The sequence below is a fragment of the Stenotrophomonas lacuserhaii genome, from assembly GCF_039674585.1.
GTDB classification, from domain to species: domain Bacteria; phylum Pseudomonadota; class Gammaproteobacteria; order Xanthomonadales; family Xanthomonadaceae; genus Stenotrophomonas; species Stenotrophomonas pennii_A.
Map to the genome: position 1 here is coordinate 62,104 of NZ_JBDJNU010000008.1, position 26,502 is coordinate 88,605.

25 protein-coding genes, 1 tRNA gene and 1 pseudogene are annotated in these 26,502 nt (G+C 67.6%); 14 read left to right on the forward strand and 13 right to left on the reverse strand.

The window, feature by feature from the left end; all coding sequences use genetic code 11:
• Positions 1–50: 50 nt before the first annotated feature.
• The 3 genes from ABE522_RS05180 to rsfS form a co-directional block, all read right to left on the reverse strand.
• Positions 51–127, reverse strand: a tRNA-Asn gene (locus ABE522_RS05180).
• 22 nt (positions 128–149) lie between these two features.
• The gene (rlmH, locus tag ABE522_RS05185; RefSeq protein ID WP_191770439.1) at positions 150–620 is read right to left on the reverse strand and encodes a 23S rRNA (pseudouridine(1915)-N(3))-methyltransferase RlmH; all 471 of its coding nucleotides are present in this window, start codon (positions 618–620) and stop codon (positions 150–152) included.
• Positions 621–688: 68 nt separating this feature from the next.
• Entirely contained in the window at positions 689–1,117 is a 429-nt protein-coding gene (gene rsfS, locus ABE522_RS05190) for a ribosome silencing factor (RefSeq protein ID WP_346590802.1), read from the reverse strand.
• A 198-nt stretch (positions 1,118–1,315) separates the two neighbouring features.
• Here rsfS and ABE522_RS05195 point away from each other — a divergent pair, with 198 nt between their 5' ends.
• Entirely contained in the window at positions 1,316–1,585 is a 270-nt protein-coding gene (locus ABE522_RS05195) for a hypothetical protein (RefSeq protein ID WP_346590803.1), read from the forward strand.
• Positions 1,586–1,604: 19 nt separating this feature from the next.
• Here ABE522_RS05195 and nadD read toward each other — a convergent pair whose 3' ends face one another.
• The 5 genes from nadD to ABE522_RS05220 all read right to left on the reverse strand — a co-directional run bounded on the left by nadD (position 1,605) and on the right by ABE522_RS05220 (position 7,494).
• A complete protein-coding gene (nadD, locus tag ABE522_RS05200; RefSeq protein ID WP_346590804.1) occupies positions 1,605–2,261 on the reverse strand; it encodes a nicotinate-nucleotide adenylyltransferase in 657 nt (218 codons plus the stop codon).
• 8 nt (positions 2,262–2,269) lie between these two features.
• Positions 2,270–3,310, reverse strand: a complete 1,041-nt coding sequence (gene holA / locus ABE522_RS05205; RefSeq protein ID WP_346590805.1) for a DNA polymerase III subunit delta — start codon at positions 3,308–3,310, stop codon at positions 2,270–2,272.
• A gap of 12 nt (positions 3,311–3,322) precedes the next feature.
• On the reverse strand, positions 3,323–3,973 hold the full coding sequence (locus ABE522_RS05210) for an LPS-assembly lipoprotein LptE (protein WP_346590806.1): 651 nt from the start codon (positions 3,971–3,973) through the stop codon (positions 3,323–3,325).
• Positions 3,974–4,140: 167 nt separating this feature from the next.
• Positions 4,141–6,780, reverse strand: a complete 2,640-nt coding sequence (leuS, locus tag ABE522_RS05215; RefSeq protein ID WP_346590807.1) for a leucine--tRNA ligase — start codon at positions 6,778–6,780, stop codon at positions 4,141–4,143.
• 99 nt (positions 6,781–6,879) lie between these two features.
• The gene (locus ABE522_RS05220) at positions 6,880–7,494 is read right to left on the reverse strand and encodes a DUF998 domain-containing protein (protein WP_346590808.1); all 615 of its coding nucleotides are present in this window, start codon (positions 7,492–7,494) and stop codon (positions 6,880–6,882) included.
• Positions 7,495–7,610: 116 nt separating this feature from the next.
• Between ABE522_RS05220 and trxA the strand changes: the two genes are divergently transcribed.
• The 5 genes from trxA to ABE522_RS05245 all read left to right on the forward strand — a co-directional run bounded on the left by trxA (position 7,611) and on the right by ABE522_RS05245 (position 12,144).
• The gene (gene trxA, locus ABE522_RS05225) at positions 7,611–8,462 is read left to right on the forward strand and encodes a thioredoxin (RefSeq protein ID WP_346590809.1); all 852 of its coding nucleotides are present in this window, start codon (positions 7,611–7,613) and stop codon (positions 8,460–8,462) included.
• Between the two features lie 187 nt (positions 8,463–8,649).
• Positions 8,650–10,266 carry a CHASE2 domain-containing protein gene (locus ABE522_RS05230; protein ID WP_346590810.1) on the forward strand — a complete coding sequence of 539 codons (1,617 nt, stop codon included), beginning with the start codon at positions 8,650–8,652 and terminating at the stop codon, positions 10,264–10,266.
• A gap of 74 nt (positions 10,267–10,340) precedes the next feature.
• Positions 10,341–10,805, forward strand: coding sequence for a hypothetical protein (locus tag ABE522_RS05235; protein ID WP_346590811.1), 465 nt, complete (start codon positions 10,341–10,343; stop codon positions 10,803–10,805).
• 82 nt (positions 10,806–10,887) lie between these two features.
• Entirely contained in the window at positions 10,888–11,358 is a 471-nt protein-coding gene (locus ABE522_RS05240) for a DUF4442 domain-containing protein (protein WP_346590812.1), read from the forward strand.
• Between the two features lie 126 nt (positions 11,359–11,484).
• Positions 11,485–12,144, forward strand: coding sequence for a protocatechuate 3,4-dioxygenase (locus ABE522_RS05245; RefSeq protein WP_346590813.1), 660 nt, complete (start codon positions 11,485–11,487; stop codon positions 12,142–12,144).
• A 19-nt stretch (positions 12,145–12,163) separates the two neighbouring features.
• On the opposite strand, the gene ABE522_RS05250 is transcribed toward ABE522_RS05245, so the two are convergent.
• Positions 12,164–13,477 (reverse strand): hypothetical protein, encoded by a 1,314-nt coding sequence (locus tag ABE522_RS05250; RefSeq protein ID WP_346590814.1) that lies wholly within the window; start codon positions 13,475–13,477, stop codon positions 12,164–12,166.
• 91 nt (positions 13,478–13,568) lie between these two features.
• On the opposite strand from ABE522_RS05250, the gene ABE522_RS05255 reads away from it, so the two are divergent.
• From ABE522_RS05255 to ABE522_RS05265, 3 genes and pseudogenes are all read left to right on the forward strand, one after another.
• Positions 13,569–14,249, forward strand: a complete 681-nt coding sequence (locus tag ABE522_RS05255) for a DUF502 domain-containing protein (protein WP_042612229.1) — start codon at positions 13,569–13,571, stop codon at positions 14,247–14,249.
• On the forward strand, positions 14,249–15,022 hold the full coding sequence (locus ABE522_RS05260; protein ID WP_346590815.1) for a queuosine precursor transporter: 774 nt from the start codon (positions 14,249–14,251) through the stop codon (positions 15,020–15,022). Before ABE522_RS05255 ends, ABE522_RS05260 begins: the two co-directional genes overlap by 1 nt.
• A 95-nt stretch (positions 15,023–15,117) precedes the next feature.
• Positions 15,118–17,032 (forward strand): annotated as a pseudogene (locus ABE522_RS05265) (DUF885 domain-containing protein); the annotation flags it as partial.
• Between the two features lie 30 nt (positions 17,033–17,062).
• On the opposite strand, the gene ABE522_RS05270 reads toward ABE522_RS05265, so the two are convergent.
• On the reverse strand, positions 17,063–18,394 hold the full coding sequence (locus ABE522_RS05270) for a hypothetical protein (RefSeq protein ID WP_346590817.1): 1,332 nt from the start codon (positions 18,392–18,394) through the stop codon (positions 17,063–17,065).
• 146 nt (positions 18,395–18,540) lie between these two features.
• Here ABE522_RS05270 and gloA2 point away from each other — a divergent pair, with 146 nt between their 5' ends.
• From gloA2 to rnfB, 5 genes are all read left to right on the forward strand, one after another.
• The gene (gene gloA2, locus ABE522_RS05275) at positions 18,541–18,936 is read left to right on the forward strand and encodes an SMU1112c/YaeR family gloxylase I-like metalloprotein (RefSeq protein WP_346590818.1); all 396 of its coding nucleotides are present in this window, start codon (positions 18,541–18,543) and stop codon (positions 18,934–18,936) included.
• 146 nt (positions 18,937–19,082) lie between these two features.
• Positions 19,083–19,526 carry a DUF2147 domain-containing protein gene (locus ABE522_RS05280; protein ID WP_346590819.1) on the forward strand — a complete coding sequence of 148 codons (444 nt, stop codon included), beginning with the start codon at positions 19,083–19,085 and terminating at the stop codon, positions 19,524–19,526.
• Positions 19,527–19,623: 97 nt separating this feature from the next.
• A complete protein-coding gene (gene metG / locus ABE522_RS05285; protein WP_346590820.1) occupies positions 19,624–21,708 on the forward strand; it encodes a methionine--tRNA ligase in 2,085 nt (694 codons plus the stop codon).
• A 28-nt stretch (positions 21,709–21,736) separates the two neighbouring features.
• Positions 21,737–22,330, forward strand: coding sequence for an HAD family hydrolase (locus ABE522_RS05290; RefSeq protein ID WP_346590821.1), 594 nt, complete (start codon positions 21,737–21,739; stop codon positions 22,328–22,330).
• A 25-nt stretch (positions 22,331–22,355) separates the two neighbouring features.
• The gene (gene rnfB / locus ABE522_RS05295; protein ID WP_346590822.1) at positions 22,356–22,799 is read left to right on the forward strand and encodes an Rnf electron transport complex subunit RnfB; all 444 of its coding nucleotides are present in this window, start codon (positions 22,356–22,358) and stop codon (positions 22,797–22,799) included.
• Between the two features lie 622 nt (positions 22,800–23,421).
• On the opposite strand, the gene ABE522_RS05300 is transcribed toward rnfB, so the two are convergent.
• From ABE522_RS05300 to ruvC, 3 genes are read right to left on the reverse strand one after another with little or no spacing between them, the layout of a single operon-like run.
• Positions 23,422–25,332 carry a potassium transporter Kup gene (locus ABE522_RS05300; RefSeq protein ID WP_123700595.1) on the reverse strand — a complete coding sequence of 637 codons (1,911 nt, stop codon included), beginning with the start codon at positions 25,330–25,332 and terminating at the stop codon, positions 23,422–23,424.
• 39 nt (positions 25,333–25,371) lie between these two features.
• Entirely contained in the window at positions 25,372–25,965 is a 594-nt protein-coding gene (gene ruvA, locus ABE522_RS05305) for a Holliday junction branch migration protein RuvA (RefSeq protein ID WP_346590823.1), read from the reverse strand.
• A gap of 13 nt (positions 25,966–25,978) precedes the next feature.
• Complete coding sequence (gene ruvC, locus ABE522_RS05310; protein WP_346590824.1) at positions 25,979–26,500, reverse strand: crossover junction endodeoxyribonuclease RuvC; 522 nt, start codon at positions 26,498–26,500, stop codon at positions 25,979–25,981.
• Positions 26,501–26,502: the final 2 nt, after the last annotated feature.

Below are 26,502 nucleotides of genomic sequence, written 5' to 3' on the forward strand. Positions count from 1 at the left end.
CAGCATGCCACACAAAAAAAACCCGCATCTCGCGATGCGGGTTTTCAAAATGGCGCCCGAAGTTGGACTCGAACCAACGACCCCCTGATTAACAGTCAAGTGCTCTAACCGGCTGAGCTATTCGGGCAGACGGCCAGTATAACGACTCTTCACGCCCGATGGTAGGGGTGGTTGGCCAACATCGCCGCGGCGCGATACAGCTGTTCGGCGACGACCAGGCGCACCAGCATGTGCGGCAGGGTCAACGGCCCGATCGACCATTTTTCATCCGCCAGCGCCGACACCTCCGACGAATGCCCTTCCGGTCCGCCGATCAGGAACGCCAGGTCCCTGCCCTGCCCGCGCCAGTGCTCCAACCGCTGCGCCAACTGTTCCGAGCTGAGCTGTCGCCCGGGCACGTCCAGCGCCACCACGCAGGCATTCTTCGGCAGCGCGGCGATCACCCGCTTGCCTTCGTCATCGGTCGCACGGCGCGCATCGCGGCCCTTGCCACGCAGGCCCGGCTCGATCTCCACCAGCTCGAACGGCAGCCAGTGCGACAACCGCTTCTGGTATTCGGCAAAGCCCTGCGCCACCCAGCTGGGGGCACGTTCACCGGTGGCGATCAGTCGTGCTTTCATCAGGCATCCTCATAACGTCCAACGGCGCCATCGGCGCCGTCGGGGGTACAGCACAGGCAGCAGGACGATCAGACCTCGTCGTCCTGGCCTTCTTCTTCTTCTTCGTGCTGGCGACGCTGGTCACCCACCGTCCACAGGCGCTCCAGCGCATACAGTTCGCGCACGCGCGGCAGCATGACATGGACCACGACATCGCCCAGGTCGACCAGCACCCATTCGGCTTCGCGCTCGCCTTCAACGCCCAGCGGCATCATGTCCAGCTTCTTGGCGAAGCGGACCACTTCCTCGGCGATGGACTTCACGTGGCGCGAAGAAGTACCCGATGCGATCACGAAGTAATCGGCGACGCTGGACTTGCCACGTACGTCGATGGTGACCACGTCCTTGGCCTTCAGCTCTTCGGTGGCGTCGGTCACGCAGGCCAACAGCTGCTCCACGGAGGGCGGCGGGTTGGGCAGTTCGACCTTGATGGTCTGGGGTTGGGGCTGGTTGCTCAAAGCGGGTCGACTCGATAAACGTAGGGGGGATTATACGTGGGACCGGCGCCTGAGGCATTCACCGGGTTCAGCCCCCAGGCGGACAGGCCGCTGGCCTGACCTGCGCCGCCTACGCTGCCTGATAACAGACCCCAGGTGGGCGAGCCGATGATGGTGGCGCGCGGATTGCGCGCCCTTTCCCATGACTGGAGCATCACCATGAACCTGCTTGCCACCTTCGTCGTCGCCTCGGGCATCGCGTTTGGCAGCACTGCAGCGCCCGTGCAGGCGCCAGTACTTCCTGAAGGGGATTCCTGCCCCGGTTGCGTCGCCTGGCGGTGCGATACGCGCGGAAGCATCCATCTACCCTTGGCAGTGAATGAACCCGACCACAAACAGGCTGTCCTGCGCGCCCTGTATGAGCATACCCGCGCCACCTTCGGCGGCGAGGTTCCCGCGTCGGTGACCTGCACCCCGACCGGCGGATGACAGCCGCCAGGCCCCGTGATCACACACCGTAAAGCCGATGTTCGGCGATGTAACCAGCCACCGCCGGCGGTACCAGCGGCTGCCACGGCCCGCCGGCGGCGATGCGCCTGCGCACCTCACTGGCCGACTCGCCGCGCAGCGGTTGGCGCAGCCGCAGCACCCGGCCGGCAGCAGCCACGTGCAGGGCCTGGGGTTGGTCGGTCCAGCGCCCGTGCAGCGCCTCACCCAGCGCCCCCTCCACGACATCGGGCAAGACGCTGCCCGGGCGTTCGGCCACGATGAAATGGGCCAGCCCGAACAGGTCCTGCCACCGGTGCCAGGCAGCCAGGGAAAGCAGGCTGTCCGCCCCCACCAGCCACGCCAGCGGCGTATCCGGGCCAAGCGCGTGGCGCAGTTCGGCCAGCGTCTCCACGGTGTAGGACGGCCGCTGCGGATGGCGGGCGGCGCGCTCCAGTTCGTGGCGGTCCAGCAGCAGGTCGGCTTCCTCGGCCAGCGCCAGCCGCAGCATCTGGCAGCGCTGCGCGGCACTGGCGCCGGGGGCGGGACGGTGCGGCGGATCGGCCGCAGGCAACAAGCGTATCGGCACGTCCAGGGCATCGCGTGCCGCACGCGCAATGGCAAGGTGCCCGTTATGCACCGGATCGAACGTACCGCCGTAATAGATGCGAAGGCCCATGGCCGGGCTCAGGCACGCGCCAGCAGGCGTACCGCACGTGCTTCGGACACCGCCACCAGCAGGCGTTCCAGCGCCAGCCACGGGTCGCCATCGGCGCGTCCCTTCGCGATGCGGTCCACCAGCCCGGCTTCGGCCACGAAGCGCTCCCAGCGCTTGGTTTCAGGATGCCGCTGCAGCGCGCGCTTGTACGGCGCCTGGCGCGCTTCCCAGATACCGCGGGACTTCATTTCCGCGGCCAAGTTGCCACCGCGCGCCTGCACCTGGGCCAGCGCAGCGCCGGCCAGCAGTTCACGGATGACGATCGGCATCAGGGCAGCCACCGCCTCGCCTTCGGCACGCAGGCCGGCCACCATCCGCAGCACGGCGGTGGGCTGGCCGGAGAAGGTCGATTCCACCAGCCGGAACACGTCATAGCGGGCCGCATCGGCGACCAGCGCGTCCATCTTCTCCACGTCCAGCACCTGCCCGGATTCGACCAGCAGGGCCAGTTTGTCGATCTCCTGCGCGGCTGCCAGCAGGTTGCCTTCGACCCGCTCGGCCAGCCGCTGCACCGCTTGCGGATCGGCACGCAGGCCCTTGCCGCGCAGGCGGCGCTCGATCCACTCAGGCAGCTCGTGCGGCTTGATCGCCCAGGCCACCGACGTCACCCCGGCGCGACCGACGGCGTCGGCCCACTTGCCCTGGTGCGACTTGCTCCATTCGTTGGCGGTGATCAACAGCACCACGTCCGGCGGCGGCGAGGCGCAGAAGTCACTGATGACTTCGGCGCCTTCCTTGCCCGGCTTGCCGTTGGGCAGGCGCACTTCGATCAGGCGGCGCGCACTGAACAGGCTGGGCGCGTTGAACCCCGCCTGCAGCCGTCCCCAGTCGAAATCGCGCCCATCGGCATCGAATACTTCGCGTTCGCTGATGCCCTCGGCGCGCGCTTTCGCCCGCACCGCGTCGGCCGCTTCCAGCACGCGCAGGGTTTCCGGCCCGGCGATCAGATAGACAGGGGCCAGCGGCTGGCCGCCACTGGTGCTGGCCAACTGCTCCGGGCGCAGTTCCATCCGCGAAGCGTCTCAGTCCTGGACCGGCGGGCTGGCCGGTTCGGGGACAGGCTTGGCGGTCGGAATGGTGGTCCGGATGGCCGGCACGCCGGCCGGCGCCGGACCGGCCGGGATCACCTGGCCGTCGACTGCCTCGCCCGGGGCCGAGATGCTGCGGCCTTCGCGCAGTTCATTGCGCACCACGCTGTCGATGCGGCGGATGATCGAGGCCGACATCTCGCGGCGCAGCTCATCGGCCAGGATTTCACGCTCGGTGGTGGTACCGGTGGCGTCGGTCGGCGGGGACACGTAATCACGCGACAGCTCGATCACCTGCTGCGGCACCAGTTCACTGCCGTCTTCGCGGCGGAAGATGAAGATCACCGCATAACGCAGGCTGTATTCCTGCGCACGGCCCTGTGCGTCGATGGCGATCGGCAGGTCACCCCAGCGCTCGGACAGCACCTGCAGCTGCGCGGCCGGCGCCGTCGCGTCGTCATCGGCCAGGGTCGCCCCGGACGCCCGCAGGCTGCGTCGCAGCAGCTTGGCCAGTTCGCTGTAGGGCGCGGTGGAGACCACCTTCACTGCTGCCGTATCGGCCGGCAGCATCAGCTTGTTGCGCATATGGAAGCCGCAACCGGCCAGGCCGAGGGCGAAGAGAAGGGCAAGCAGGATTCGGGTCATGGACACAGTCTGTAGTAGCCGGGCGGCTGCGGCAATACAGCCTGCCCGATGAGGCGTGAATGAGGGTTGATCATCGGGGCCCGGGAAGGCGGTGACGACCAACGGTCGTCACCCACCAGCGATGGTCGTCACCCACCGGCAAGGGTCGTCCCCCGGAGCGGCCGGGATCAGCCGACCACGATGTTCACGATCTTGCCGGGCACGATGATGATCTTGCGCACCGCCAGGCCTTCCATGAACTTGGCCGCGTTCGGTTCGGCCACCGCCAGGGCTTCGATCTGCTCGCGCGCCGCGTCGGCGGCGACCTCGATCGTGCCGCGCAGCTTGCCATTGACCTGTACCGCCAGGGTCAGCGCATCGCGTACCAGGGCGCTCGGATCGGCCTGCGGGAATGCCTGGTCTTCCAGCAGCGTCTGGCCATGGCCCAGCACCTGCCACAGCGCATGGCTGGCATGCGGGGTGATCGGGTTGAGCATCAGCACGATGGCCTGCAGGGCTTCGTGGCGCACCGCGCGACCTTGCGGCGTGGCGTCGTCGAACTTGGCCAGCGCATTCATCAGCTCCATCACCGCAGCGATGGCGGTGTTGAAACTGTGGCGGCGGCCGTAGTCGTCGCCGACCTTGCCGATGGTTTCATGGGTCTTGCGGCGCAGCGCCTTCTGGCCTGCGTCCAGCGCGGACACCTCCAGTGCCGGGGCCGCACCGTCGGCGGCATGCTTGTGCACCTGCGCCCACAAGCGGCGCAGGAAGCGCGCCATGCCGTCCACGCCGGCCTCGTTCCACTCCAGCGACTGTTCCGGCGGTGCGGCGAACATCGAGAACAGGCGCACGGTGTCGGCGCCGTACCTGCCGACCATGGTCTGCGGGTCCACGCCGTTGTTCTTGGACTTGGACATCTTCTCCGTGCCGCCGACCACGACCGGCTGGCCATCGGCCACCAGGGTGGCGCCGGTGATGCGGCCACGCTCGTCGCGCTGCACGTCCACGTCGGCCGGGTTGATCCAGTCCTTGGACCCGTCCGGGTTGGCGCGGTAGTAGGTTTCAGCAATCACCATGCCCTGGCACAGCAGGTTGCGGGCGGGCTCGTTGCTGTCCACCATCCGCGCGTCACGCAGCAGCTTGTGATAGAAGCGGAAATACATCAGGTGCAGGATCGCGTGTTCGATGCCACCGATGTACTGGTCCACCGGCAGCCAGTAGTTGCCGCGCTTGTCCACCGCATCGCGTGCGCCCGGGGACGTGTAGCGGGCGTAGTACCAGCTCGACTCCATGAAGGTATCGAAGGTGTCGGTCTCGCGCTCGGCCGCGCCGCCGCAGTCCGGGCAGGTGGTCCTGCGCCATTCCGGATCGGTCTTGATCGGCGAACCGGTGCCCGAGAAGGCCACGTTTTCCGGCAGCACCACCGGCAGCTGTTCTTCCGGCACCGGCACCGCGCCACACTTGTCGCAGTAGATCACCGGAATCGGGCAGCCCCAGTAACGCTGGCGGCTGACACCCCAGTCGCGCAGGCGGTAGTTCACGCGGCGCTGGCCCTGGGCCTTGCGCTCGAAGCGTTCGGCCAGGGCTTCGAAGGCGCCCTGGAAATCCAGGCCGTCGAACTCGCCGGAATTGACCAGCTCGCTTTCGCGGCTCTTGTCGCTGTACCAGTCCTGCCAACGGCTGGCGTCGTACGCGGTTTCGTCCTTGCGCAGCGATTTCAGCGCGATGACCTGGCGGATCGGCAGGCCATACTTGTTGGCGAATTCGTTGTCGCGCTGGTCATGGCCCGGCACGGCCATCACCGCGCCGGTGCCGTAGCCCATCAGCACGAAGTTGGCCACCCACACCGGCACCTGCTCGCCGGTCACCGGATGGATGGCCTTCAGGCCGGTATCCATGCCGCGCTTTTCCTGGGTTTCCAGTTCTGCTTCGGACACCCCGCCCTGCTTCAGACCGGCCAGCAGTTCAGCCAGCTGCGGGTTGTTCCTGGCCGCGTGCAGCGCCAGCGGATGTTCGCCGGCGATGGAAACGAAGGTCACGCCCATCACCGTGTCCGGACGGGTGGTGAACACGCGCAGCGGATCCAGCGTGTTGCCCTCGGCATCACGTACGGCGAACTGGATCTCCAGCCCTTCCGAGCGGCCGATCCAGTTGCGCTGCATGGTCTTGACCGATTCCGGCCAGCCCTCCAGTTCGTCCAGTCCGTCCAGCAGTTCCTGGGCGTAATCGGTGATGCGCAGGAACCATTGCGGGATCTCGCGCTTTTCCACCAGCGCACCGGAGCGCCAGCCGCGGCCATCGATGACCTGCTCGTTGGCCAGCACGGTCTGGTCGATCGGGTCCCAGTTGACCACCGCGTTGCGGCGGTAGGCCAGGCCCTTGCGCATCAGGCGGGTGAACATGCGCTGCTCGTGGACGTAGTAGTCCGGATTGCAGGTGGCGAACTCGCGCGACCAGTCGATGGCGTAGCCCAGCGACTTCAGCTGGCTGCGCATGTGGTCGATGTTCTTGTAGGTCCACTTGGCCGGCGCGGTCTTGTTCTTGATCGCGGCATTTTCGGCGGGCAGGCCGAACGCGTCCCAGCCCATCGGCTGCAGCACGTTGTGCCCGGTCATCCGCTTGTAGCGGCTGATCACGTCACCGATGGTGTAGTTGCGCACATGGCCCATGTGCAGCGCGCCCGACGGGTACGGAAGCATCGACAGGCAGAAGTACTTCGGCTTGTCCGAGGTCTCGTTGACTTCGAAGGCACGGGTACTGTCCCAGTACTGCTGGGCGGCGGATTCAACCTGCTGCGGGTCGTAGGCGTTGGGTTCGACGCTGGTCATGGAACACACAAGTGCGGCGGCAAAGCGGCACAGGGTACCGCAGTGCGGCAAAAGCCTCCAATCCGGCCGGCAGGCGGGCCGCGGCCCGCTGGCAAAGGCTCAGCGACGAGGCTCGGTCGGCGCCACCCACGCCAGGCCCACGGCCAGCCACAATGCCCACGCAGCAAAGGTCAGCCGCTGCGCCAGCGGGGCCGGCAGCAGCCCCTGCAGGGCAAAGGCGGTGACCGCCGCGACCAGCCCGCAGCCCAGCGCCAGCCGCGCCAACGGGGGCGATCTGCGCCAGCTGCCGACGCCCAGCATCACGGTGCCGGCGATGAATGCCAACGCCCACACCATCCATGCGCTGGCATGCGCCTGGCTGGCCGGGCCGTCCAGATCCTGCACGTCCAGCGGGAACAGCCCCATGCCGGCAAAGGCCAACCCGGCCAGCACCAGCAGCTGGCCGGCCACCCGCAGCAACCAGCTGCTGCCGGCCGGCAGGCGCGCCAGCAGGCACAGCGCCATCGCCGTGGCCAGCAGGCCCGGCAGCACCCAGCCCAGCAGGTTGAAGCCGAGTGCATGGGCGATGCCGCCCGCCCCAAGCAACGCCACGGGATGGTGCCCCTGCTCGAAGCCGTCCAGCGCCACGCCGAAACCGGCTACGGACAGCACGAACACGACCGCCGCTGCGGGACCGAGCAGGTTTTCGACAGGGCGTGGAAGCAGGGTCGGCATGGTGCGGCACTCGATCGATGGCAGGCCCTATTGTGGAACATCGAGCCGGCGGCGGGTTGAAGCCACAAGCGTCCGCCACCATAGAATCGGTCTCCCGCCGTAGATCCAGAGTTGCCATGAGCGAACTGCCGAACGTATTCGACGCTGTCACCGAAACCTTCGAAGCCGAGGTGCTGCAGAAATCCCTGCAGACACCGGTACTGGTCGATTTCTGGGCAACCTGGTGCGAGCCCTGCAAGACCCTGGGCCCGCTGCTGGAAAAGCTGGCCGGCGAGTACAACGGTGCCTTCCAGCTGGCCAAGGTGGACGTGGACAAGGAGCAGCAGATCGCCGCGGCCTTCCAGATCCGCTCGGTGCCGACCGTGTTCCTGGTCAAGGGCGGCCAGCTGGTGGATGGTTTCCCCGGCGCGGTGACCGAAGGCCAGCTGCGCGAGTTCCTGGCCCAGCACGGCATCGCCCCGGCCGAGCCGGTGGCCGAAGCCGAGCCGGAACCGCTCGATCCGCAGGCGCAGGTCGACGTGCTGCGCGCGCAGATTGCCGCCGAACCGGGCAAGGACGAACTGCGGCTGGACCTGGCCGTGGCCCTGCTGCAGATCGGCGGGGTGGACGAAGCCCGTGCGCTGATCGACGGGCTGCCGGCCAACCTGGCCACCGACGACCGCGCCGTGCGCGCCCGCGCCCGCCTTTCGTTCGCTTCGGCGCTGAAGGACGCACCGGCGCCGGAAACCCTGGAAGCGCGCATCTCGGCCGATGCTGGTGATCTGGCCGCCCGCCACCTGCGCGGGGTCCAGTTGCTGCTGGCCGGCGAAGACGCGGCGGCGTTGGAGCAGTTCCTGGAGATGTTGCGGAGGGATCGCGGTTTCGATGACGGGCTGCCGCGCAAGGCGCTGATCGACGCCTTCAACGTGATCACCGACCCGGCGCTGGTCAGCCAGTACCGGCGGAAGATGGCCGCGCTGCTGTTCTGAAGGTAAACACGTTCAGAACCGGCCTGCGACCGGCACGCGATACTGAGCCGGTGGCGTCGTGCGAGGCCACGGTTCATTCGGGGGAATGAAACCCGGCCACCCGGCCGAGGGCATCGCTCCACCGATCTTTCCCGGGGGAGGATCGCGTGAATGATGAAGGGGTAACCTCATGCGGCTGGCGGCGGCGATGAAGCAGCCGCCGCTGGCCTGGCGATATCGGCTGCTGCTTGCGCTCCTTGCCGGGCTGGTCGCCGTCGCCGCCGGCCATGGCCGATGGCTGGGCGCATTGGACGATGCGATCTTCGACCGCTACACCGGCAATTGGACCTACGCGGCGGACCCCAGCCTGCTGATCGTTGCGATCGATGACGCCAGCCTGCAGCAGATCGGGCAATGGCCCTGGCCCCGCAGCGTGCACGGGCGGCTGTTGGACCGGCTGACCCGGGCCGGCAGCAAGCGGGTGCTGCTGGACCTGCCGTTGTCCGAACCTGACCGTCATCCGGGCGCCGACGCCGCCCTGGCGGCGGCGATCGCGCGCAACGGCCAGGTGGTGTTGCCGGTGCTGGCGGTACCGGCCCGCGACGGCCGGTTGGCCGAAGAACGGCTGCCCATTGCAGTGATGACCGCCAATGCGGCCGGGCTGGGCCACAGTGACCTCGAGGTGGATGCCGACGGGGTGGCGCGCGGCATCTACCTGCACGCCGGCATCGGCTCGGCGCACTGGCCGGCGCTGGGACTGGCCCTGGCCGATCTGCCCGAGCGGGCAGGCCGGCGGCCTGTGGCGGAGGACCGCACAACGCCCTATGCGTGGGTGCGCGATGACTATGTGCGACTCCGCTACGCAGGCCCCCCGGGCACCGTGCCGCGGGTTTCCTATGTCGACGTGCTTGAAGGCCGCATCGTGCCCGCTGTGCTGCGCGGCCAGCGCGTGGTGGTGGGAATGACCGCGACGGGGATCGCCCCGCGTCTGCTGACGCCGACCACCCGCCACGCCCCCATGAGTGGCATCGAGTACCACGCCAGCGTCGCCTCGATGCTGCTGCAGTCGCGCACGCTGCGGGGGATGGCGCCGATGTGGCAGCACGCCCTGGGCGCGATGCTGGTGATGCTGTGTGTTTCAGGGCTGTGCGGTGGGCGGGCGGCCACGATACTGGCCATCAGCGTGGGACTGCCACTGCCGCTGTTGCTCTCCTGGTCCCTGCTGCGCGGCGCCAACCTGTGGTGGGCGCCCTGCGCCACGCTGGGGACAGCACTGCTGGCCACCGCCATCTGGGCCGCGTGGCGGATCGCCAGCTGGCGACGCCGGGCCGACGCGGACACCCTCACCGGGCTCGTCAGCCGGCCGCGCTTCGAGCAGGCGCTGCAGCAGGAGACCTGCATCGGAAGCGGCGAATGTCGCCCGTTGGCGCTGGTTCGGGTCGAGCTGGACCACGCCGGCGTTCACGATGACCGACCAGGTCCACAGGCAGGCGACCCACTGCACGTGGCGGTCGCGCGACTGATTGCCGCTCATGCCAGACGACCGCGCGATACCGCCGGCCACCTTGGCGTCGGTTTTACGATGATCCTGCCCGAAACGCCGCCCAGCGGCGCGCGCCAGGTGGTCGAAGACCTGATCGCCGACGTGCGTCGGCTGCCGTGGACGGCCGACGCCGGCAACGCCCGCCCCACCCTCAGCATCGGGATCTACTGCCGGGTGCCGGGGCCGGGCGTGCCCGCAGATGCATTCCTGCACGGAGCCGAGGTGGCACTGCGCCAAGCCAGGGCGAATGGCGGCGATGGGTACGTGCTGGAAGCAGGCTGAGCCGACGGATCTGCCACTTGCCCTGCGTCAGTGCAGCCAACAATGTGAATGGCCCATCCCTCGAGCGCGATGCCATGGCTTCCGTCCCAGCCCTTTTCATCCTCACCTCGCTCGCCGCGACCGCCCTTCTGGCGAACATCGCCGTTGCCGGCGCACCGGCCCCGATCACCGTCCAGCCTGCCGCACAGGTGGCGACCTATCACCTTCACTATCGGAAGCTCTACGACGCCAAGCCTTTCCCAAATGCGACTCTGACGCACTACGCCAACGGCGTGTATCGGATCACCTCTGAAGGCGAGGATCATTACGGCGTCTACGTCGCCCAAGGCAACGTCGGGGACCAGAGCAGCACGATCCGTTACGTATCGCTGCCATCGCCGGACTGGGGCAATCGCACCGCCTACCATCAGCTGACCTTCGTCACGGGGACCGACGAGGGCAGCGGCCTGTTCGTGCAGAACGCGATCACCGATACCGGTGAAGCCATCGCGCAGCAGAACGGTACTTTTTCCCTGACGATCCCGGAGGCGTCGCCGTAAGACATTGATCCTGCCCGCTGGACTTCTCCATACGCACCCGCATGGTTACACTGGCATCCCCTCCCCTGGATGCCGGTCCACCATGAAAGCCAGCCTGTTCCGCCACGGCATCAACCTGTGGCCGCCTTTCCTGTTTGCCGGCATCCACGTCACCCGGGTGTCCCCGGATTACCGGGAGATCGACGTCGAACTGCGCATGCGCCCGTGGAACCGCAATTACGTCGGCACCCATTTCGGCGGCAGCCTGTTCGCGATGACCGATCCGTTCTGGATGCTGGGGTTGATGAACAACCTGGGCCGCGATTACTACGTGTGGGATCGCGCCGGCGAAATCGAATTCCTGAAACCCGGCCGCGGCACGGTGCGCGCGGCGTTCCGCATCGATGACGCGATGCTCGCGGAAATCCGCGCGTCCGCCGCCGATGGCAGCAAGCAGCTGCGCTGGTACAGCAATGACGTCCTGGACGCCTCCGGAGTGGTGATCGCGCGCGTGCGCAAACAGGTCTACATCCGGCTCAAGCCGCAGGCGCGCGGCGGCGCCGTTACCGGTTGAAGCGACTCGTGCAGGGTTGATCGTTTGTGCGAATACTGGGATGGGCCACACAGCGCTGCATCCCCGCATGCCGAAGATGAAGTCCGGCGCGCACCCGCCGCGCCGTGAACCCATCGGAGAACCACCATGTCAACAACGATCAGCAGACGCCACGCCCTGCAGGCCGCCGGGTGGGCGGCCACCGCCCTGTTCACCCCTACCGCCGCCGCGCGGCAGCAACGCCGGATCACCGTGGAAGACATCATGGGGCCGTACTATCCCATCCACAGACCGCTGGACGAGGATGCGGACCTGACCCGCGTCGACGGACAGCCGGGCGTCGCGCAGGGCACCCGGATCGACCTGCATGGACGCGTCGTCGACACCCTGGGCCGGCCGGTAGCGGGCGCCTGGATCGAGATGTGGCAAGCCAATAGCCACGGGCGCTACGCGCATGCGACCGACCCCAACGAGGCTGCGCCGCTTGACCCTGCGTTCCAGGGGTTCGGTCGGCAGGAAACCGACAGGCAGGGGAGGTTCCGGTTCCTGACCATCGTCCCCGGGCCGTATCCCGTCGGGACCGGCCCGGACCAGGTCCGCACGCCGCACATCCACTTCGACATCCGCGGCCAGCATGATCGCCTGGTGACGCAGATCTATTTCAGTGGCGAGCCCCTCAATGACAACGACCTGCTCTACCAGGCGCTGTCTGCGGAAGATCGCGAGACCGTTACCCTGGTGCCGCGCAGCGTGGGCGACGGTGCCCGCTTGAAAGCGAAGTGGACGGTGGTGCTCGCCACGGGGTGAGGGCTGGGGAGGATCCGTTCTACCTTGCGGCCCGCGGTGATGGTTCCGCATCCCGGCGCAGCGGCACCCTCAACAGGCGGTCGTCGGGCCCGCGCGAGGTGTCATGCCGCGCAACCTGGAGCCAGCGCCCCTCGGCATCTGCGTGGGGCGCGCGGGGTGCCGAACGCAACGCGACCGGCAACCTGGCCAGCGCGTCGGTGGTTGAATCCGGCTGCGTGCGCAGCCACTGCTGCGCCGCCAGCAGCCGCACCATCGCGGCGGCGTTCTGGCTGCGGCCGGCATAACGCAGGTAAGGCTGCGCGGGAATATCGCTCATCGCGCAACCTGCCAGGTTGGCCACGCAGTCGAATCCGCGCGTGGCCGGCGTGGGCGCCTCGATCTGCCTGTCCTCGCCCAATCGCTGCTGCTGTGCGGGGTCGCACGCCCATGCATATGCCGTAGCGATGCGCGCCAGGGAGCGTTCGGTATCCAGCACCAGCACTGAACCCGGCGATCGCGCAGAGTAACGCATAGCCATGTCGGCGCAGCGCATCTCGCCCTGCAGCGGTCGGCACAGGCTGGTTTCCGCCGCCGTCATCGGCCGCAGCGCCGCAATGCAGGCAGCGGGAAGCGAGGCGTCGCGCGGCAGTTCGGCCAGCACCTCGCCCAGCACGCCACCGTTGCGTTCCACCATGGCCATGCCGACACCGCTGGCAAGCAGGGTATCGCTGCCGGACAGCAGGCGGCGGCCAGCGAGGAGGCCGCTGCACAGCCCCTGCAAGGCACCGGCGGTATCGCCCTGGACATGGGCCAATGCGTGCGCGGTGACCGGATCGGTCATTCCATTCAACGCAGGGAACGGGAGCATGATCGCGGCGACCTGGCTGTCCCATGGGCTGCTGAAGTGCCCGTATGCCGCCGTCTGCGCCACGCGCGCATGCAGGCCTGCATGCCCGGCGTGGGCCCGGGCGAACCGCCGCGGGTCGCTGCGCACCTGCGCCAGGCAGGCGCCGGTGGGCCCGCTGCAGTGGCGTCCCTGTGGATACGCCACGCGTGGATGATCGCCTTCGGCACTCATCCGCACGCCGCCGGCCAGGTCCGGATCGGCCCGCCAGCGCGCGGCATCCACCGCCATCGCCGCCGCGCGGGAGCTGTCGTCCATGCCATCGAAGTCCAGCATCCACAGCAACGCATAGCCGTTGCGGCCTTCGGCCGGGACCTGCGTGCGCATCAGCGCCAACGCGCGGCGCTGGTTGTCCGGCATCGGCCAGAAATGCGATGCACACCACAGCAACACCACCGCTGCCAGCACGCCCAGCATGCCGGCCACCGACCACTTCACGCCCTTTCCCATCGTCGATCCCACCGGATTTCACCTCACTGCCGCATCCTGCGACTCGTAGAACCGAGCCTACCGTGCCCCACGCGACCGCTACAATGCGCCGATGTCACTCCCAGCCCCCACGCTCACCCCCCGCCCTTCCCTGCAACGGCTGTTCCTGACCGGCCTGCTGACCCTGCTGCCGATCTGGCTCACCTGGGTCGTGGTGAAGTTCGTCTTCGTGCTGTTGTCCGGCATATCCAGCCCGTTGGTGGTGGCGATGTCCGAACCCATCGCCACACGGTTCCCGCACTACCTGGGCTGGGTCCACGTCGAATGGATCCAGAACGTGGTGGCGCTGCTGGCCACCCTTCTGGTGATCCTGGCCGTGGGCGTGCTGAGCCGCCGCGTGGTCGGCCAGCGCCTGCTGCGATGGGTCGGCGCGGTGATCAAACGGATTCCGCTGGCCAGCATCATCTATGACAGCGCCAAGAAGCTGCTGGACATGCTGCAGACCGAGCCGGGCACCACCCAGCGGGTGGTGCTGATCGATTTCCCGCACCGTGACATGAAAGCAGTGGGCCTGGTCACCCGGGTCATCCGCGAACAGGGCACCGGCCGCGAACTGGCTGCGGTGTACGTGCCGACCACGCCCAATCCGACCTCCGGCTATCTGGAAATCGTGCCGGTGGAACTGCTGACGCCCACCGACTGGACCGTGGACCAGGCGATGAGCTTCATCATCTCCGGCGGTGCCGTCGCACCGGAAACCGTGCCCTTCACCCGCGCCGGCGAGCGCGGCTGATGAGCGCGCGGCCGCTGCAGGACCGCGCAGTCCTGCTGTTCATCGGGCTGGCCGCATTCTTCTGCGCCAACGCGCTGCTGGCCGAGCTGATCGGGGTGAAGATCTTTGCGCTGGAAGACACCCTGGGCATCGCACCGCTGGACTGGAACCTGTTCGGCCAGACCGGCTCGCTGAGCTTCACCGCCGGCACCCTGCTGTGGCCGGTGGTGTTCGTGATGACCGATACCATCAACGAGTTCTTCGGCAGGCGCGGCGTGCGTTTCATCTCCTGGCTGGCCGCCGGCCTGATCTGCTACGGCTTCCTGTTCGCGTATGCGGCGATCTCGCTGGCACCGGCCAGCTGGTGGGTCGGCTCGATGAGCGCGCACGGCGTGGCGGACTACCAGGCGGCGTTTGCCGTGGTGTTCGGCCAGGGCATGTGGACCATCGCCGGTTCGCTGGTTGCCTTCATGGTCGGCCAGCTGATCGATGTGGCGGTATTCCATCGCATCCGTCGCGCGACCGGCGAACGCCATGTCTGGCTGCGCGCCACCGGATCGACCGCGGTGTCCCAGCTGATCGACAGCTTCGTGGTGATCTGGATCGCCTTCGTGCTCGGGCCGCAGCAGTGGCCCACGTCGCTGTTCCTGGCGGTCAGCAGTGTCAACTACGTTTACAAAATGGTCTTCGCCATTGCCCTCATTCCCTTGCTGTACCTGATGCGGCATGCGATCACGCAGTACCTGGGTGCGGAGCGGGCACGACAGCTACGCGCCGACGCGGCAGCTGACTGAGCGACAACGCGGCATTTCCTGACTGCGCTCTCGATGCTGGCCGTATGCGTCTGGATCGTGCAAGCTCCACGGTCTGTGTTCCACGGAAACGTCCGATGCCCCAGCTTGCCCGCGCCCTGGCAGTCGCACTTGCCTCGTTGATGCTGTTCAGCGCCGCGCCGCCGGCCGAAGCCGCCAAGAAGAAAGCCACCCGCCCTGCAGCCGCGCAGACCCGCCAGGCGACCAAGGCCAAGGCCAGGCCGCGTGCACGCCCGGCAGCTGCGGCAGGCCGGCAGGCCGCCGCCGCACCCGCCAGCAAGGCGGTCCAGCTGGAGCGGCTGTACGACGAGTACTGGGACGCCTCGATGCGGCTCAATCCCCTGCAGGCCACGTTCCAGGGCGACGCGCGCTACAACGGCGAGCTACCGAACATCCTGTCTGCGACCTGGCGCCAGCAGTCGCATGACTTCACCACGCAATGGCTGGGCAAGGTGGAAAAGATCGGCAGCAGCGGCCTGCAGGGGCAGGATCTGCTGAGCTACGAGATCTTCGTCCGCGATGCCAAGGCATCGCTGGCGGCCGAGCAATACCCCTCGTGGATGCTGCCGATCAGCCAGTACTACAACCTGGGCAGCATCATGGCCATCCTCGGCGCGGGCGCGGGGGCGCAGCCGTTCAATACGGTCAAGGACTACGACGACTGGTCAAAGCGTTCGCTGGGCATCCCGGCCCTGTTCGAACAGGCCACGGCGAACATGCGCCAGGGCATGGCGGCCGGCGTGGTGCAGCCGCGCGACCTGATGGAAAAAGTGCTGCCGCAGCTGGATGCGGTGATCAAGCCGACTGCCGAAGAGAGCATTTTCTGGACGCCGATCCGGACCATGCCGGACACCATCCCGGCCGAGGAAAAGGCCCGCATCAGCGCCGAGTACAAGCGCATGATCGAGTTCCGCATCATGCCCGCCTACCGCGCGCTGCGTGGCTTCATCGCCACCGAGTACCTGCCGGCCACGCGGGAGACCGCCGGCCTGGGCGCATTGCCGAACGGCGCAGCCTGGTATGCCGGCACCCTGCGCCAGGCGACCGCCACCGCGCAGGACCCTGCCCAGCTGCATGCCTGGGGCGAACAGCGCGTGCAGGCCCTGCACGCACAGATCGCTGCGGTGATGAAAGACAACAAGCTGCGCGGCAGCGAAGCCAAACTGCTGCAGCGCATGCGCAGCGACAGGCAGTTCCAGTACAGCGATGCCACTGCGTTGCTGGGCCGCTACCGACAGGTGCAGCAACAGGTGGCCGCGAAACTGCCCAGCGTGCTGCAGACCCTGCCCAAGGCGGCGCTGGACATCCAGCCGGTCGAAGCCGACCGCGCCGCTTCGTCGGCAGCGGCGTCCTACCAGCCCGGCATCAACGGTGGCCGACCCGCCGTGCTGTCGGTGAACACCAGCAACCTGCCTGCACGCAAGCGCTGGAGCGTGCCCATGCTGTACCTGCATGAAGCCGTGCCGGGCCATCACGTGCAGCTGGGGCTGCAGCAGGAAATCGAAAAGCTGCCGCGCTTCCGACGTCTCGGCGGCGACCTGGCCTTCGTTGAAGGCTGGGGCCTGTATGCCGAATCGCTGGGCGAGCCGCTGGGGCTGTACGCCGATCCTTACGACCACATTGGCTACCTGCACGCCGCGCTGACCCGCGCGGCACGGGTGGTGGCCGATACCGGGATCCACGCGCAGGGCTGGAACAAGAAGCGCGCGGTGGAGTATCTGGAGCAGAACACCGGCATGGCCGTCGATGATGCCAACGCCGAAGTGGAACGGATGATGGCCCAGCCCGGACAGGCGCTGTCCAACGTACTGGGCGAGGCGAAGATCGTGGAGCTGCGCGACCGCGCCCGGCAGGCGCAGGGTGGTGCCTTCGACCTGCGCGCCTTCCATGCCGAACTGCTCAAGGACGGCTCCATGCCGCTGGATATCCTGGAACAACGGATGAGCCGCTGGCAGGCGCAGCCGGGCAGGTGAACGGCCGGATCCCTCTCCCGCTGGGCGGGGGACCCGGCCTTGGTCGGCCTCAGAAGTAGACGCCGACCTCCTCGCTCATCTGCTGGTTGCGGCGCAGGGTTTCTACCTCGCGCTGCATCCGTTCCACCTCGCGCTGCATCTGTTGGATCCGCTGCAACTGTAGGAACGCCTGGCCCACGGGCGGCGCGACCAGCTCGTCGTCGCGGCCGAGATCGGACCAGGAGCTTTCACCGATCTCGGCATGGTTCGGCTGGCCATGCCGATTTTCGTGGAACGCAGACTGCACGACGAAGTCGCTGTCATCGGCAGCCGTCAAGGCGCGCGGCGGTCCGAAAGCGGCCACGCGTGGGCGGGTGCCTGCGTTGTCGCTGATCTGGTCCGGCGATATCGACTGCTTGGACTGATTCGGCTTCCATCTTCCATCGTGCTCTTTGATCAGGAAGAACGCGTCTGTCACTGAAACCGACTCGCCCGACTCGGCGTCAACCTCAAGCACCCGGCTGGTTTCGACCTGGTCAAATCTCACGTTTCCCCGGCGCCCGGGCGAACGCAACACCGGCTCTGCATCCTCTTCTTCCAGCGCTGCGTTCCCGCGCAGCATCGCTTCACTGCGCAGCTTGGCCTGTTCCCAGCGCGATGTCGTCCCGAAGAGCTCGGACCCGTGGAAGGGATCCTCGTCGTCCTCCTCATGGATCATCGGAAGCTCGCCACCACGCGGACGTTGCGCGTCAGCGAGCGCGCCGAGTTCCTCATCCAGCGCGCGCTCCTCTTCCAGCAGCTGCGCGTCGATCAACGCGGCCTCCGCTTCGGCGGCTCGACGCGGGTGTTCCATCTGGTTCACCGGCACCGTCCGGCTCCACGCCTCATCGGCGGGCACCGGATCGTCGGCCTGCAGTACGGACGCCGATGGCACGGTTGCCGGGGCCGTGACGGCTGCAACCTGCACGGCCACCGCCGCTGCGGGCGCGGGCATTGGCGGGCGCACCACCTGCGCCACGCCGGCAGGCGTTGCCGACGGTTGCTTGCGAAGATACGCGACCATCTGCTTCACGCTGATGTTGGACGGCGTCACCACGCCCTGATCTGGATCCGCGTGGCGCGCGCCGGGCACCGCGTCCTGTTGCTGCAGACGACCGACGTAATCCTTCCAGTCACTGGCACTGGCCGCTGCATTGGGCGACGACCCGGCCGCTGGGAAGACCGGACCGGGTCCGTGAGGCGCAGCCGCCGGCGTGCGGTTCAAGCTGGAGGGAAGTTCGTCGCGCGTGGGATTGCTGACCGCTCGGATGGCCGGCAGCACAGCCTTGACGGGGGCCTTTGCCTCAAGCTGCAAGGAAATGAACGACGTGTACCTGACGGGAGATGCGCTGATGGCGGTCACGGAGGCAGTCTCTGCGATTGGAGGAGGCCCAAGGCTGCACGCGGCATGGCCCTTCCGCTTTCGCATTTCGTCCATGCGGAACCCGGAGTCCATCACGCTGCGCGGCGTGATCTGCGATCATGGCCCGCCCGACCCGGCGCACGTCCATGTCCCTTGGCCTGCAAGGCATCCACCACGTCGCCCTGATCTGCGCCGACTATGCCCGCTCGCGGGCGTTCTACGTCGACGTGCTCGGCCTGGCGGTCATCGCCGAGCATCACCGTGCTGCACGCGACTCCTGGAAACTGGACCTGGCCCTGCCCGATGGCGGCCAGCTGGAGCTGTTTTCCTTCCCCAGCCCGCCGCCGCGCCCCAGCCGGCCCGAAGCACAGGGCCTGCGCCACCTGGCCTTCCGGGTGGGCACACTGGAGCCTTTCATCGCCCACCTGGCAGAGCATGGCGTGGCCTGCGAACCGATCCGCGTGGATGAGTACACCGGACGCCGCTTCACTTTCTTCGCCGATCCGGATGACCTGCCGCTGGAGCTGTACGAAACGGCGTAGTGACGGCCGCTGGCCCGCGGCCGCAGCGGCTTTACGGCCCCCGGCCCGCCCAACGGGGGGCATGCACCCAACCCCCCCGGATGGGTATACAGTCGGCACATGCCGGCACTGCCGCTGGCAGTGAACCAATGCCCTGGGAGGGGACCATGCGCAACACCTTCAAGACCCTGCTGCTGGCGCTGCCGCTGTGCGTGGCCGCGCTTTCGGCGAACGCCGCCGATTCGGCGGTGGGCCGCTGGAAAACCATCGATGACAAGACCGGCAAGGTGAAGTCGATCGTGGAAATCAGCCAGGCTGCCAACGGCACCCTGAGCGGCAAGGTGGTCGACATCCTGCAGTCGGACAAGGGGCCGAACCCGGTCTGCAGCGACTGCAGCGGCAGCAACAAGGACAAGCCGGTGCGCGGCATGACCATCCTGTGGAACCTGAAGTCCGATGGCACCGCCAGCTGGTCCGGCGGCACCATCCTGGATCCGGCCAACGGCAAGACCTACAAGTCCAAGATGCGACTGCAGCCCGGCGGCACCCGCCTGGACGTGTCCGGCTGCGTGGCCTTCATCTGCCGCGCCCAGACCTGGCAGCGCGAGTAAGCGCAGGCGGTCACGGCGGTCGGATCGCCCTTTTCCGGAAGGGCATCCGACCCCCTTGTGCGATAATCCGGGATTCCCCTCGCTGCACGCCGTGACCATGACCCGTACCGCGCTCGTCACCACCGCCCTGCCCTACGCCAACGGCCCGCTGCACCTGGGCCACCTGGTGGGCTACATCCAGGCTGATATCTGGGTGCGTGCGCGGCGAATGAGCGGCGGCACCACCTGGTTCGTGTGTGCCGACGACACCCATGGCACCCCGATCATGCTGGCCGCCGAAAAGGCCGGACTGACCCCGGAAGTGTTCATCGCCGGCATCCAGGCCGGCCACGAACGCGATTTCGCCGCCTTCGGGGTGGACTTCGACCATTACGATTCGACCAACTCGGCCGCCAACAAGGCGCTGACCGAATCGTTCTACCTGAAGCTTGAATCGGAAGGCCACGTCAGCCGCCGCTCGGTCGCGCAGTTTTACGATCCGGCCAAGGGCATGTTCCTGCCGGACCGCTACATCAAGGGCATCTGCCCGAACTGTGGCAGCGCCGACCAGTACGGCGACAACTGCGAAGTCTGCGGCGCCACCTACAGCCCGACCGACCTGAAGGAGCCGAAATCGGTGATCTCCGGGGCGACCCCGGAAGTCCGCGATTCGGAGCATTTCTTCTTCGAAGTGGGCAGGTTCGAAGGCTTCCTGCGCGACTGGCTGGGCGGTGATGTCGCCCTGCCCGGGGTCAAGGCGAAGTTGATGGAATGGATGAACGCCGATGGCGGCCTGCGCGCGTGGGACATCTCGCGCGATGCGCCGTACTTCGGCTTCGAAATCCCCGGCCACCCGGGCAAGTTCCTGTATGTGTGGCTGGATGCTCCGATCGGCTACCTGTCCAGCTTCCAGACGCTGTGCGCGAAGACCGGCGTGGATTTCGAATCGCACCTGCGCGCCGGCACCTCCACCGAACTGCACCACTTCATCGGCAAGGACATCGTCAATTTCCACGGCCTGTTCTGGCCGGCGGTGCTGCATGCCACCGGCCACCGCGCGCCGACCCGACTGCACGTCAACGGCTACCTGACCGTGGACGGGGCGAAGATGAGCAAGTCGCGCGGCACCTTTGTGATGGCGCGTACGTTCCTGGATGCCGGGCTGGAACCGGAAGCGCTGCGCTACTACTACGCCGCCAAGTCCTCCGGCGGGGTGGACGATCTCGACCTGAACCTGGGCGACTTCATCGCCCGCGTCAACGCCGACCTGGTCGGCAAGTTCGTCAACCTGGCCAGTCGATGTGCCGGCTTCATCAGCAAACGCTTCGATGGCCAGCTGGCCGCGCAGCTGCCCGATCCGGCGCAGTACCAGCGCTTCGTCGAGGCCCTCGCGCCGATCCGCGAAGCGTACGAGCGCAACGATCCGGCCGCCGCCATCCGGCAGACGATGGCGCTGGCCGACGAAGCCAACCGCTACATCGACGACGTCAAACCGTGGGTGATCGCCAAGCAGGAAGGCGCCGATGCGCAGCTGCAATCGGTGTGCACCCAGGGCCTGAACCTGTTCCGGGTGCTGGTCACCGCGCTCAAGCCGGTGCTGCCCGCCACTTCGGCGCAGGCCGAAGCCTTCCTGGCCGCACCGGTCAGCGACTGGACCGCACTGGCGCAGCCGCTGCTGGCGCATCGCATCAACGACTACGTTGCGCTGTTCACCCGAATCGACCCGAAGAAAATCGACGCCATGACCGACGCCTCCAAGGATACCCTGCAGCCGACCGCTGCCGCCCCCGTTGCCGCCGCCGCACCTGCAGTGAAGGCCGAAGCCAAGCCCGCTGCTGCCGCGAACGCGCCGCAGGGCGACGCTGCGCCGGCGTACATCGGCATCGACGACTTCGCCAGGCTGGACCTGCGCATCGGCAAGGTGCTGGCCTGCGAGTTCGTGGAGGGCTCGGACAAGCTGCTGCGCTTCGAACTGGACGCCGGCGATCTCGGCACCCGGCAGATCTTCTCCGGCATCCGCGCCAGTTACGGCGAACCGGAAAAGCTGGTCGGCCGCAGCGTGGTGTTCATCGCCAACCTGGCCCCGCGCAAGATGCGCTTCGGCCTGAGCGAAGGCATGATCCTGTCGGCCGGCTTCGACGGTGGCGCGCTGGCGCTGCTGGACGCCGACAGTGCCGCGCTGCCGGGCATGCCGGTCCGCTGACCTGCAACGGGCCACGCCGGAGGGTGCGATGGAGCTGGCGCTGTTCGACTTCGACCACACCATCACCACGGCCGACAGCTACCGCCGCTTCCTGCGGCGGGTGGCCACACCGGAACAGCGGGCGCGTGCGTGGTGGTTGGTGGGCCCTTGGCTGGCCGCCTTCCGCCTGCGGCTGATCAGCGCCGAGCGCATCCGCGCCCGCGTCACCGCGCTGGTGTTCAGTGGCCGCCACGCCGATGACATCGCGCTGCTGGCCGCCGGCTACGCACGCGATGCGTTGCCGGAGATGATGCGCCCGGAAATGCTTGAGCAGATCCGCTGGCACCAGGCCCAGGGCCACACCGTAGCCATCGTGTCGGGGTCGCTTGATCTGTACCTGCGGCCCTGGTGTGACACGTTGGGACTGCAGTTGATCTGCAACCAGCTGGAGACCCGCGAGGGCCGTTTGACCGGCCGTTATGCCGGCGGTGACTGCGGCCCCCGCAAGGCCCAGCACATCCGGCAGCGCTTCGATCTGTCCCGTTACACGCGCATCCATGCCTACGGTGACAGCCGCGAGGACGCGCCGATGCTCGCCCTCGCCCATGACCGCTGGTATCGCGGAAAGCCACTGCAACGATGATTCCCCCGCACCGCCATCGCCCCGCATGAGCCTGATGCCTCCCCCGCTGGTGGAGCGGCTGGACCGCCTGTTGCCGCAGACCCAATGCGGCCAGTGCGGGTTCGACGGCTGTCGCCCCTACGCCGCCGCGATGGCTCGCCGCGAAGCCGGCGTGGAGCGCTGCCCACCGGGCGGTGATGCGGGTGCGCGGGCGTTGGCGAAGGTACTGGGCGTGCCGGCGCTGCCGTATGACCGCAGCCGCGGCGAGCACACGCCACCGCAGGTGGCGGTGATCGTGGAAGCCGACTGCATCGGCTGCACCAAGTGCATCCAGGCCTGCCCGGTGGATGCGATCGTTGGCGGGGCCAAGTACATGCACACGGTGATTGCCGATCTTTGCACCGGGTGTGGGTTGTGTGTTCCGCCGTGTCCGGTGGACTGCATCGATCTGGTGGGTCGAACGGGTGAGACCCCCTCGCGGGTGGCTTGAAAGCCGCAGCGTTGAGTGGGCCGGGCGGTGGGGCTGGTCGGGGGACGGCAGAAGCTGCCCCTCCGGGGTCCGGCCCAGCCGCTGGGCGGCTGTGCGTTCGGGCGCTTGCGAAGCCGTGCTTCGCAAGCAAAGCGCCCTCACCCATGCGGGCCTCGTTTCGCGCCATCCATGGCGCTCAACGCCCCCGCCCAGCCCCACCGCCCGGCCCCTGACAGGTTCCGGTGGCCGCCACCCGCGTATGAAAAAAGAAGAAAAGCGGTAGCGCCGAAGGCAGCGGCAGGAGCCGCTGCCAACGTCGCTTGCGACGGCCCGTAGGGTGCCGGTCAGGACGACCGGCATACCCATGCTCGGCGAACGCAGCGGGCCGTTGGCGGAAGCATTCCGCCGACCATGGGTCGGCGCTACCAGGACCGCATGTTCCAAGGCCACCATGGACCTGTCGAAGGTGGGGCGGGGAGGGTTGGCGGGGGCGTTGAGCGCCATGGATGGCGCGAAACGAGGCCCGCAGGAGCGGCTGTTGCCGTCCCCCGCCAACCCACCCCGCCCCGCCAACACGCAGCCCCGCAGCTTTTGCCGTTGCTTTCGACGTCGCCTGAAAGCCGCGCGCAGCGCAGAAAACCCCTTAAATCTCGACCTGCGCGCCCAGTTCCACCAGCCGGTTGCCGGGAATCCTGAAGAACCCCGTCGCCGGCGCGGCGTTGCGATGCATCAGCGCGAACAGCTTGTCGCGCCAGATCGGCATGCCGCGGTTGGCGGTCGCCACGATGGTCTCGCGGCTGGCGAAGAACGTGGTGTCCATCGGGTCGAAGTAGATCCCACCGTGGTCGCATGAACGCATCAGCGCCAGCGGCACGTCCGGGGTCTCCATGAAACCGAACTTGACGTAGACCCGGTGGAAATCATCGCCGACCGATTCGATCTTCAACCGGTGCCCCTCCGGCGCGTACGGCACCGGCAGGGTCACCACGTGCAGGAACACGTTGCGCTCGTGCAGCACCTTGTTGTGCTTCAGGTTGTGCATCAGCGCATGCGGGGCCACGGTCGGATCGGCGGTCAGGAACACCGCGGTGCCCGGCACCCGGACCGGAGGCGCCAGCATCAGGCCCGGCAGGAAGGTATCCAGGCGGATGCCGTCCTTGCGGATCTCATCGCGCAGCAGCTCGCGGCCACGCCGCCAGGTGCGCATCAGGGTGAACAGCAGGATGCCCAGCACCACCGGGAACCACGCGCCCTGCATCAGCTTGGCGCCGTTGGCGATCACGAAGCCCAGGTCGATGATGAAGAACACCACGCACAGCGCCACGATCCAGTGCCGTGACTTCGGCCACAGGCTGCGCGCCACCAGGGCCAGCAGCAGGGTATCGATCAGCATCGTGCCGGACACCGAAATGCCGTAGGCCACCGCCAGGTTGGACGAACTCTGGAACGCCAGCACCAGCCCGATCACCATCACCGCCAGGCCCCAGTTGATGCCGGGGATGTAGATCTGGCCGATGGTGTCGTGCGAGGTGTGCTTGATCCGCATGCGCGGGATGTAGCCCAGCTGCATCGCCTGGCGGGACACCGAGAACGCCCCGGTGATGACCGACTGCGAGGCGATCACCGCCGCCATCGTGGCCAGGATGATCATCGGGTACAGCGCCCAGTCCGGCACCGCTTCGAAGAAGGGATTCTTCACCGCTTCGGGATGCTCCAGCACCAGCGCGCCCTGGCCAAGGTAGTTCATCACCAGGCACGGCAGCACGAAGAAGTACCAGGCGTGGCGGATCGGCTTGGCACCGAAGTGGCCCATGTCCGCGTACAGCGCCTCGCCACCGGTGACCGCCAGCACCACCGCGCCGAGGATGAACACCCCGTGCCAGCCATGGTCCATGAAGAACCGGATCGCCCACCACGGGTTGAAGGCTTTCAGCACTTCAGGGGCGTCGACGATGTTGTACAGGCCGATCGCCGCCAGCGAGATGAACCAGATGCTGGTGATCGGCCCGAACGCCTTGCCGATTTTCTCGGTCCCGAAGCGCTGGGCGGCAAACACCGCCAGCAGCACCACGATGGTGATCGGCAGGATGAAGCGATGCAGGCCCGGCGCGGCGATTTCCAGGCCTTCCACCGCGCCCAGTACCGAAATGGCCGGAGTGATCACCCCGTCGCCGAAGAACAGCGAGGCGCCGAAGATCCCGAGGATGCCGACCACGTAGGCAGAGCGCGAGCCTTTGCTCAGCGTGCGCTGGGTCAGCGCCATCAGCGCCATGATCCCGCCTTCGCCCTCGTTGTCGGCGCGCATGATGATGGTGACGTACTTCAGGGTCACCACCAGGATCAGCGCCCAGAACGACAGCGACAGCACGCCCAGCACCGTGTCGTGGTCGCTTGTCAGGCCGTAGTGGCCGGAGAATGCTTCCTTCAGGGTGTACAGCGGGCTGGTGCCGATGTCACCGAACACCACGCCGATCGCACCGACGACCAGGGCCATGCTGCTCCCGGTGGGGGCGTGGCCGTGGCTGCCATCTTGCGGGTTGCTGGGGGTGGACATGACGGGGCTCGGTGGGGATATCGAAAGGTGAAGGGCGGGTCAGCGCAGGGCCGACTGCAGCGCCTTGCGGATGACCATGGCGACGTCGTCGCCCTCGGCATTGGCGTCACGCGCCATGCGCGCCGCTTCGGTCGGCTTGTAACCCAGCTGCTGCAGCGCCACGGTGGCCTCGGACACCGGATCGGCGGCCGCCGGGCCACTGCTGGACGGTAGTGCACCACCGGCACCCAGCTGGGCGGCGCGGTCGCGCAGCTCCAGCACCATGCGTTCGGCGGTCTTCTTGCCGATGCCCGGGATGCGGGTCAGCGCGGTGACGTCGCCGTGCTGCACCATCCGCACGAACTCTTCCACGCTGGCCGCCGACAGCACCGCCAGCGCGATCTTCGCGCCGATGCCACTGACCTTCTGCACGTCGCGGAACAGGCGGCGCTCGCCATCGCGCAGGAAGCCGTACAGCGAAACGCTGTCTTCCTTCTGCGCGTAGTGCGTGTACAGGATCACCTCGCGGCCTATGTCGGGCAGGTCGTAGAACGTGCTCATCGGGGCCTCCAGCTCATAGCCGACGCCGTTGACGTCCACCACCAGCCACGGCGGCGCCTTGTAGGCGACGATTCCACGCAGGCGACCGATCATGCAGCAGTGCTCCTCATTTCCGGCCCCACGCCTGGCGGGCGCTGAGCCCCAGGCGGTTGGCCGTGGCCCGTACGTGGGCATGGGTGATGGCCACGGCCAACGCATCAGCGGCGTCGGCCTGCAGCTTCGTCTTCAGGCCGAGCATGAGCCCGACCATGTGTTGGACCTGTTGTTTTTCCGCCCCGCCGCGCCCGACCACCGCCAGCTTGATCTCGCTGGCCGCGTACTCGCTGACCGGCAGGTCACGCAGCACCACGGCCGAAATCGCCGCCCCGCGGGCCTGGCCGAGTTTCAGCGCCGAATCCGGGTTGCGTGCCATGAACACCTTTTCGATGGCCACTTCATCCGGCTGGTATTCGACGATCAGATCGGCCAGTCCCAACACCAGGATCTTCATCCGCTGCGGGAAATCGTCAGCGCCCAGCAGCACCAGCGGCAGATGGTGGACATGCGTGACCCGGCCGGCCGCATCGACGTCGATGATGCCGACCCCGGTACGCTGCGAACCGGGGTCGATGCCGAGGATGCGGGTCATCG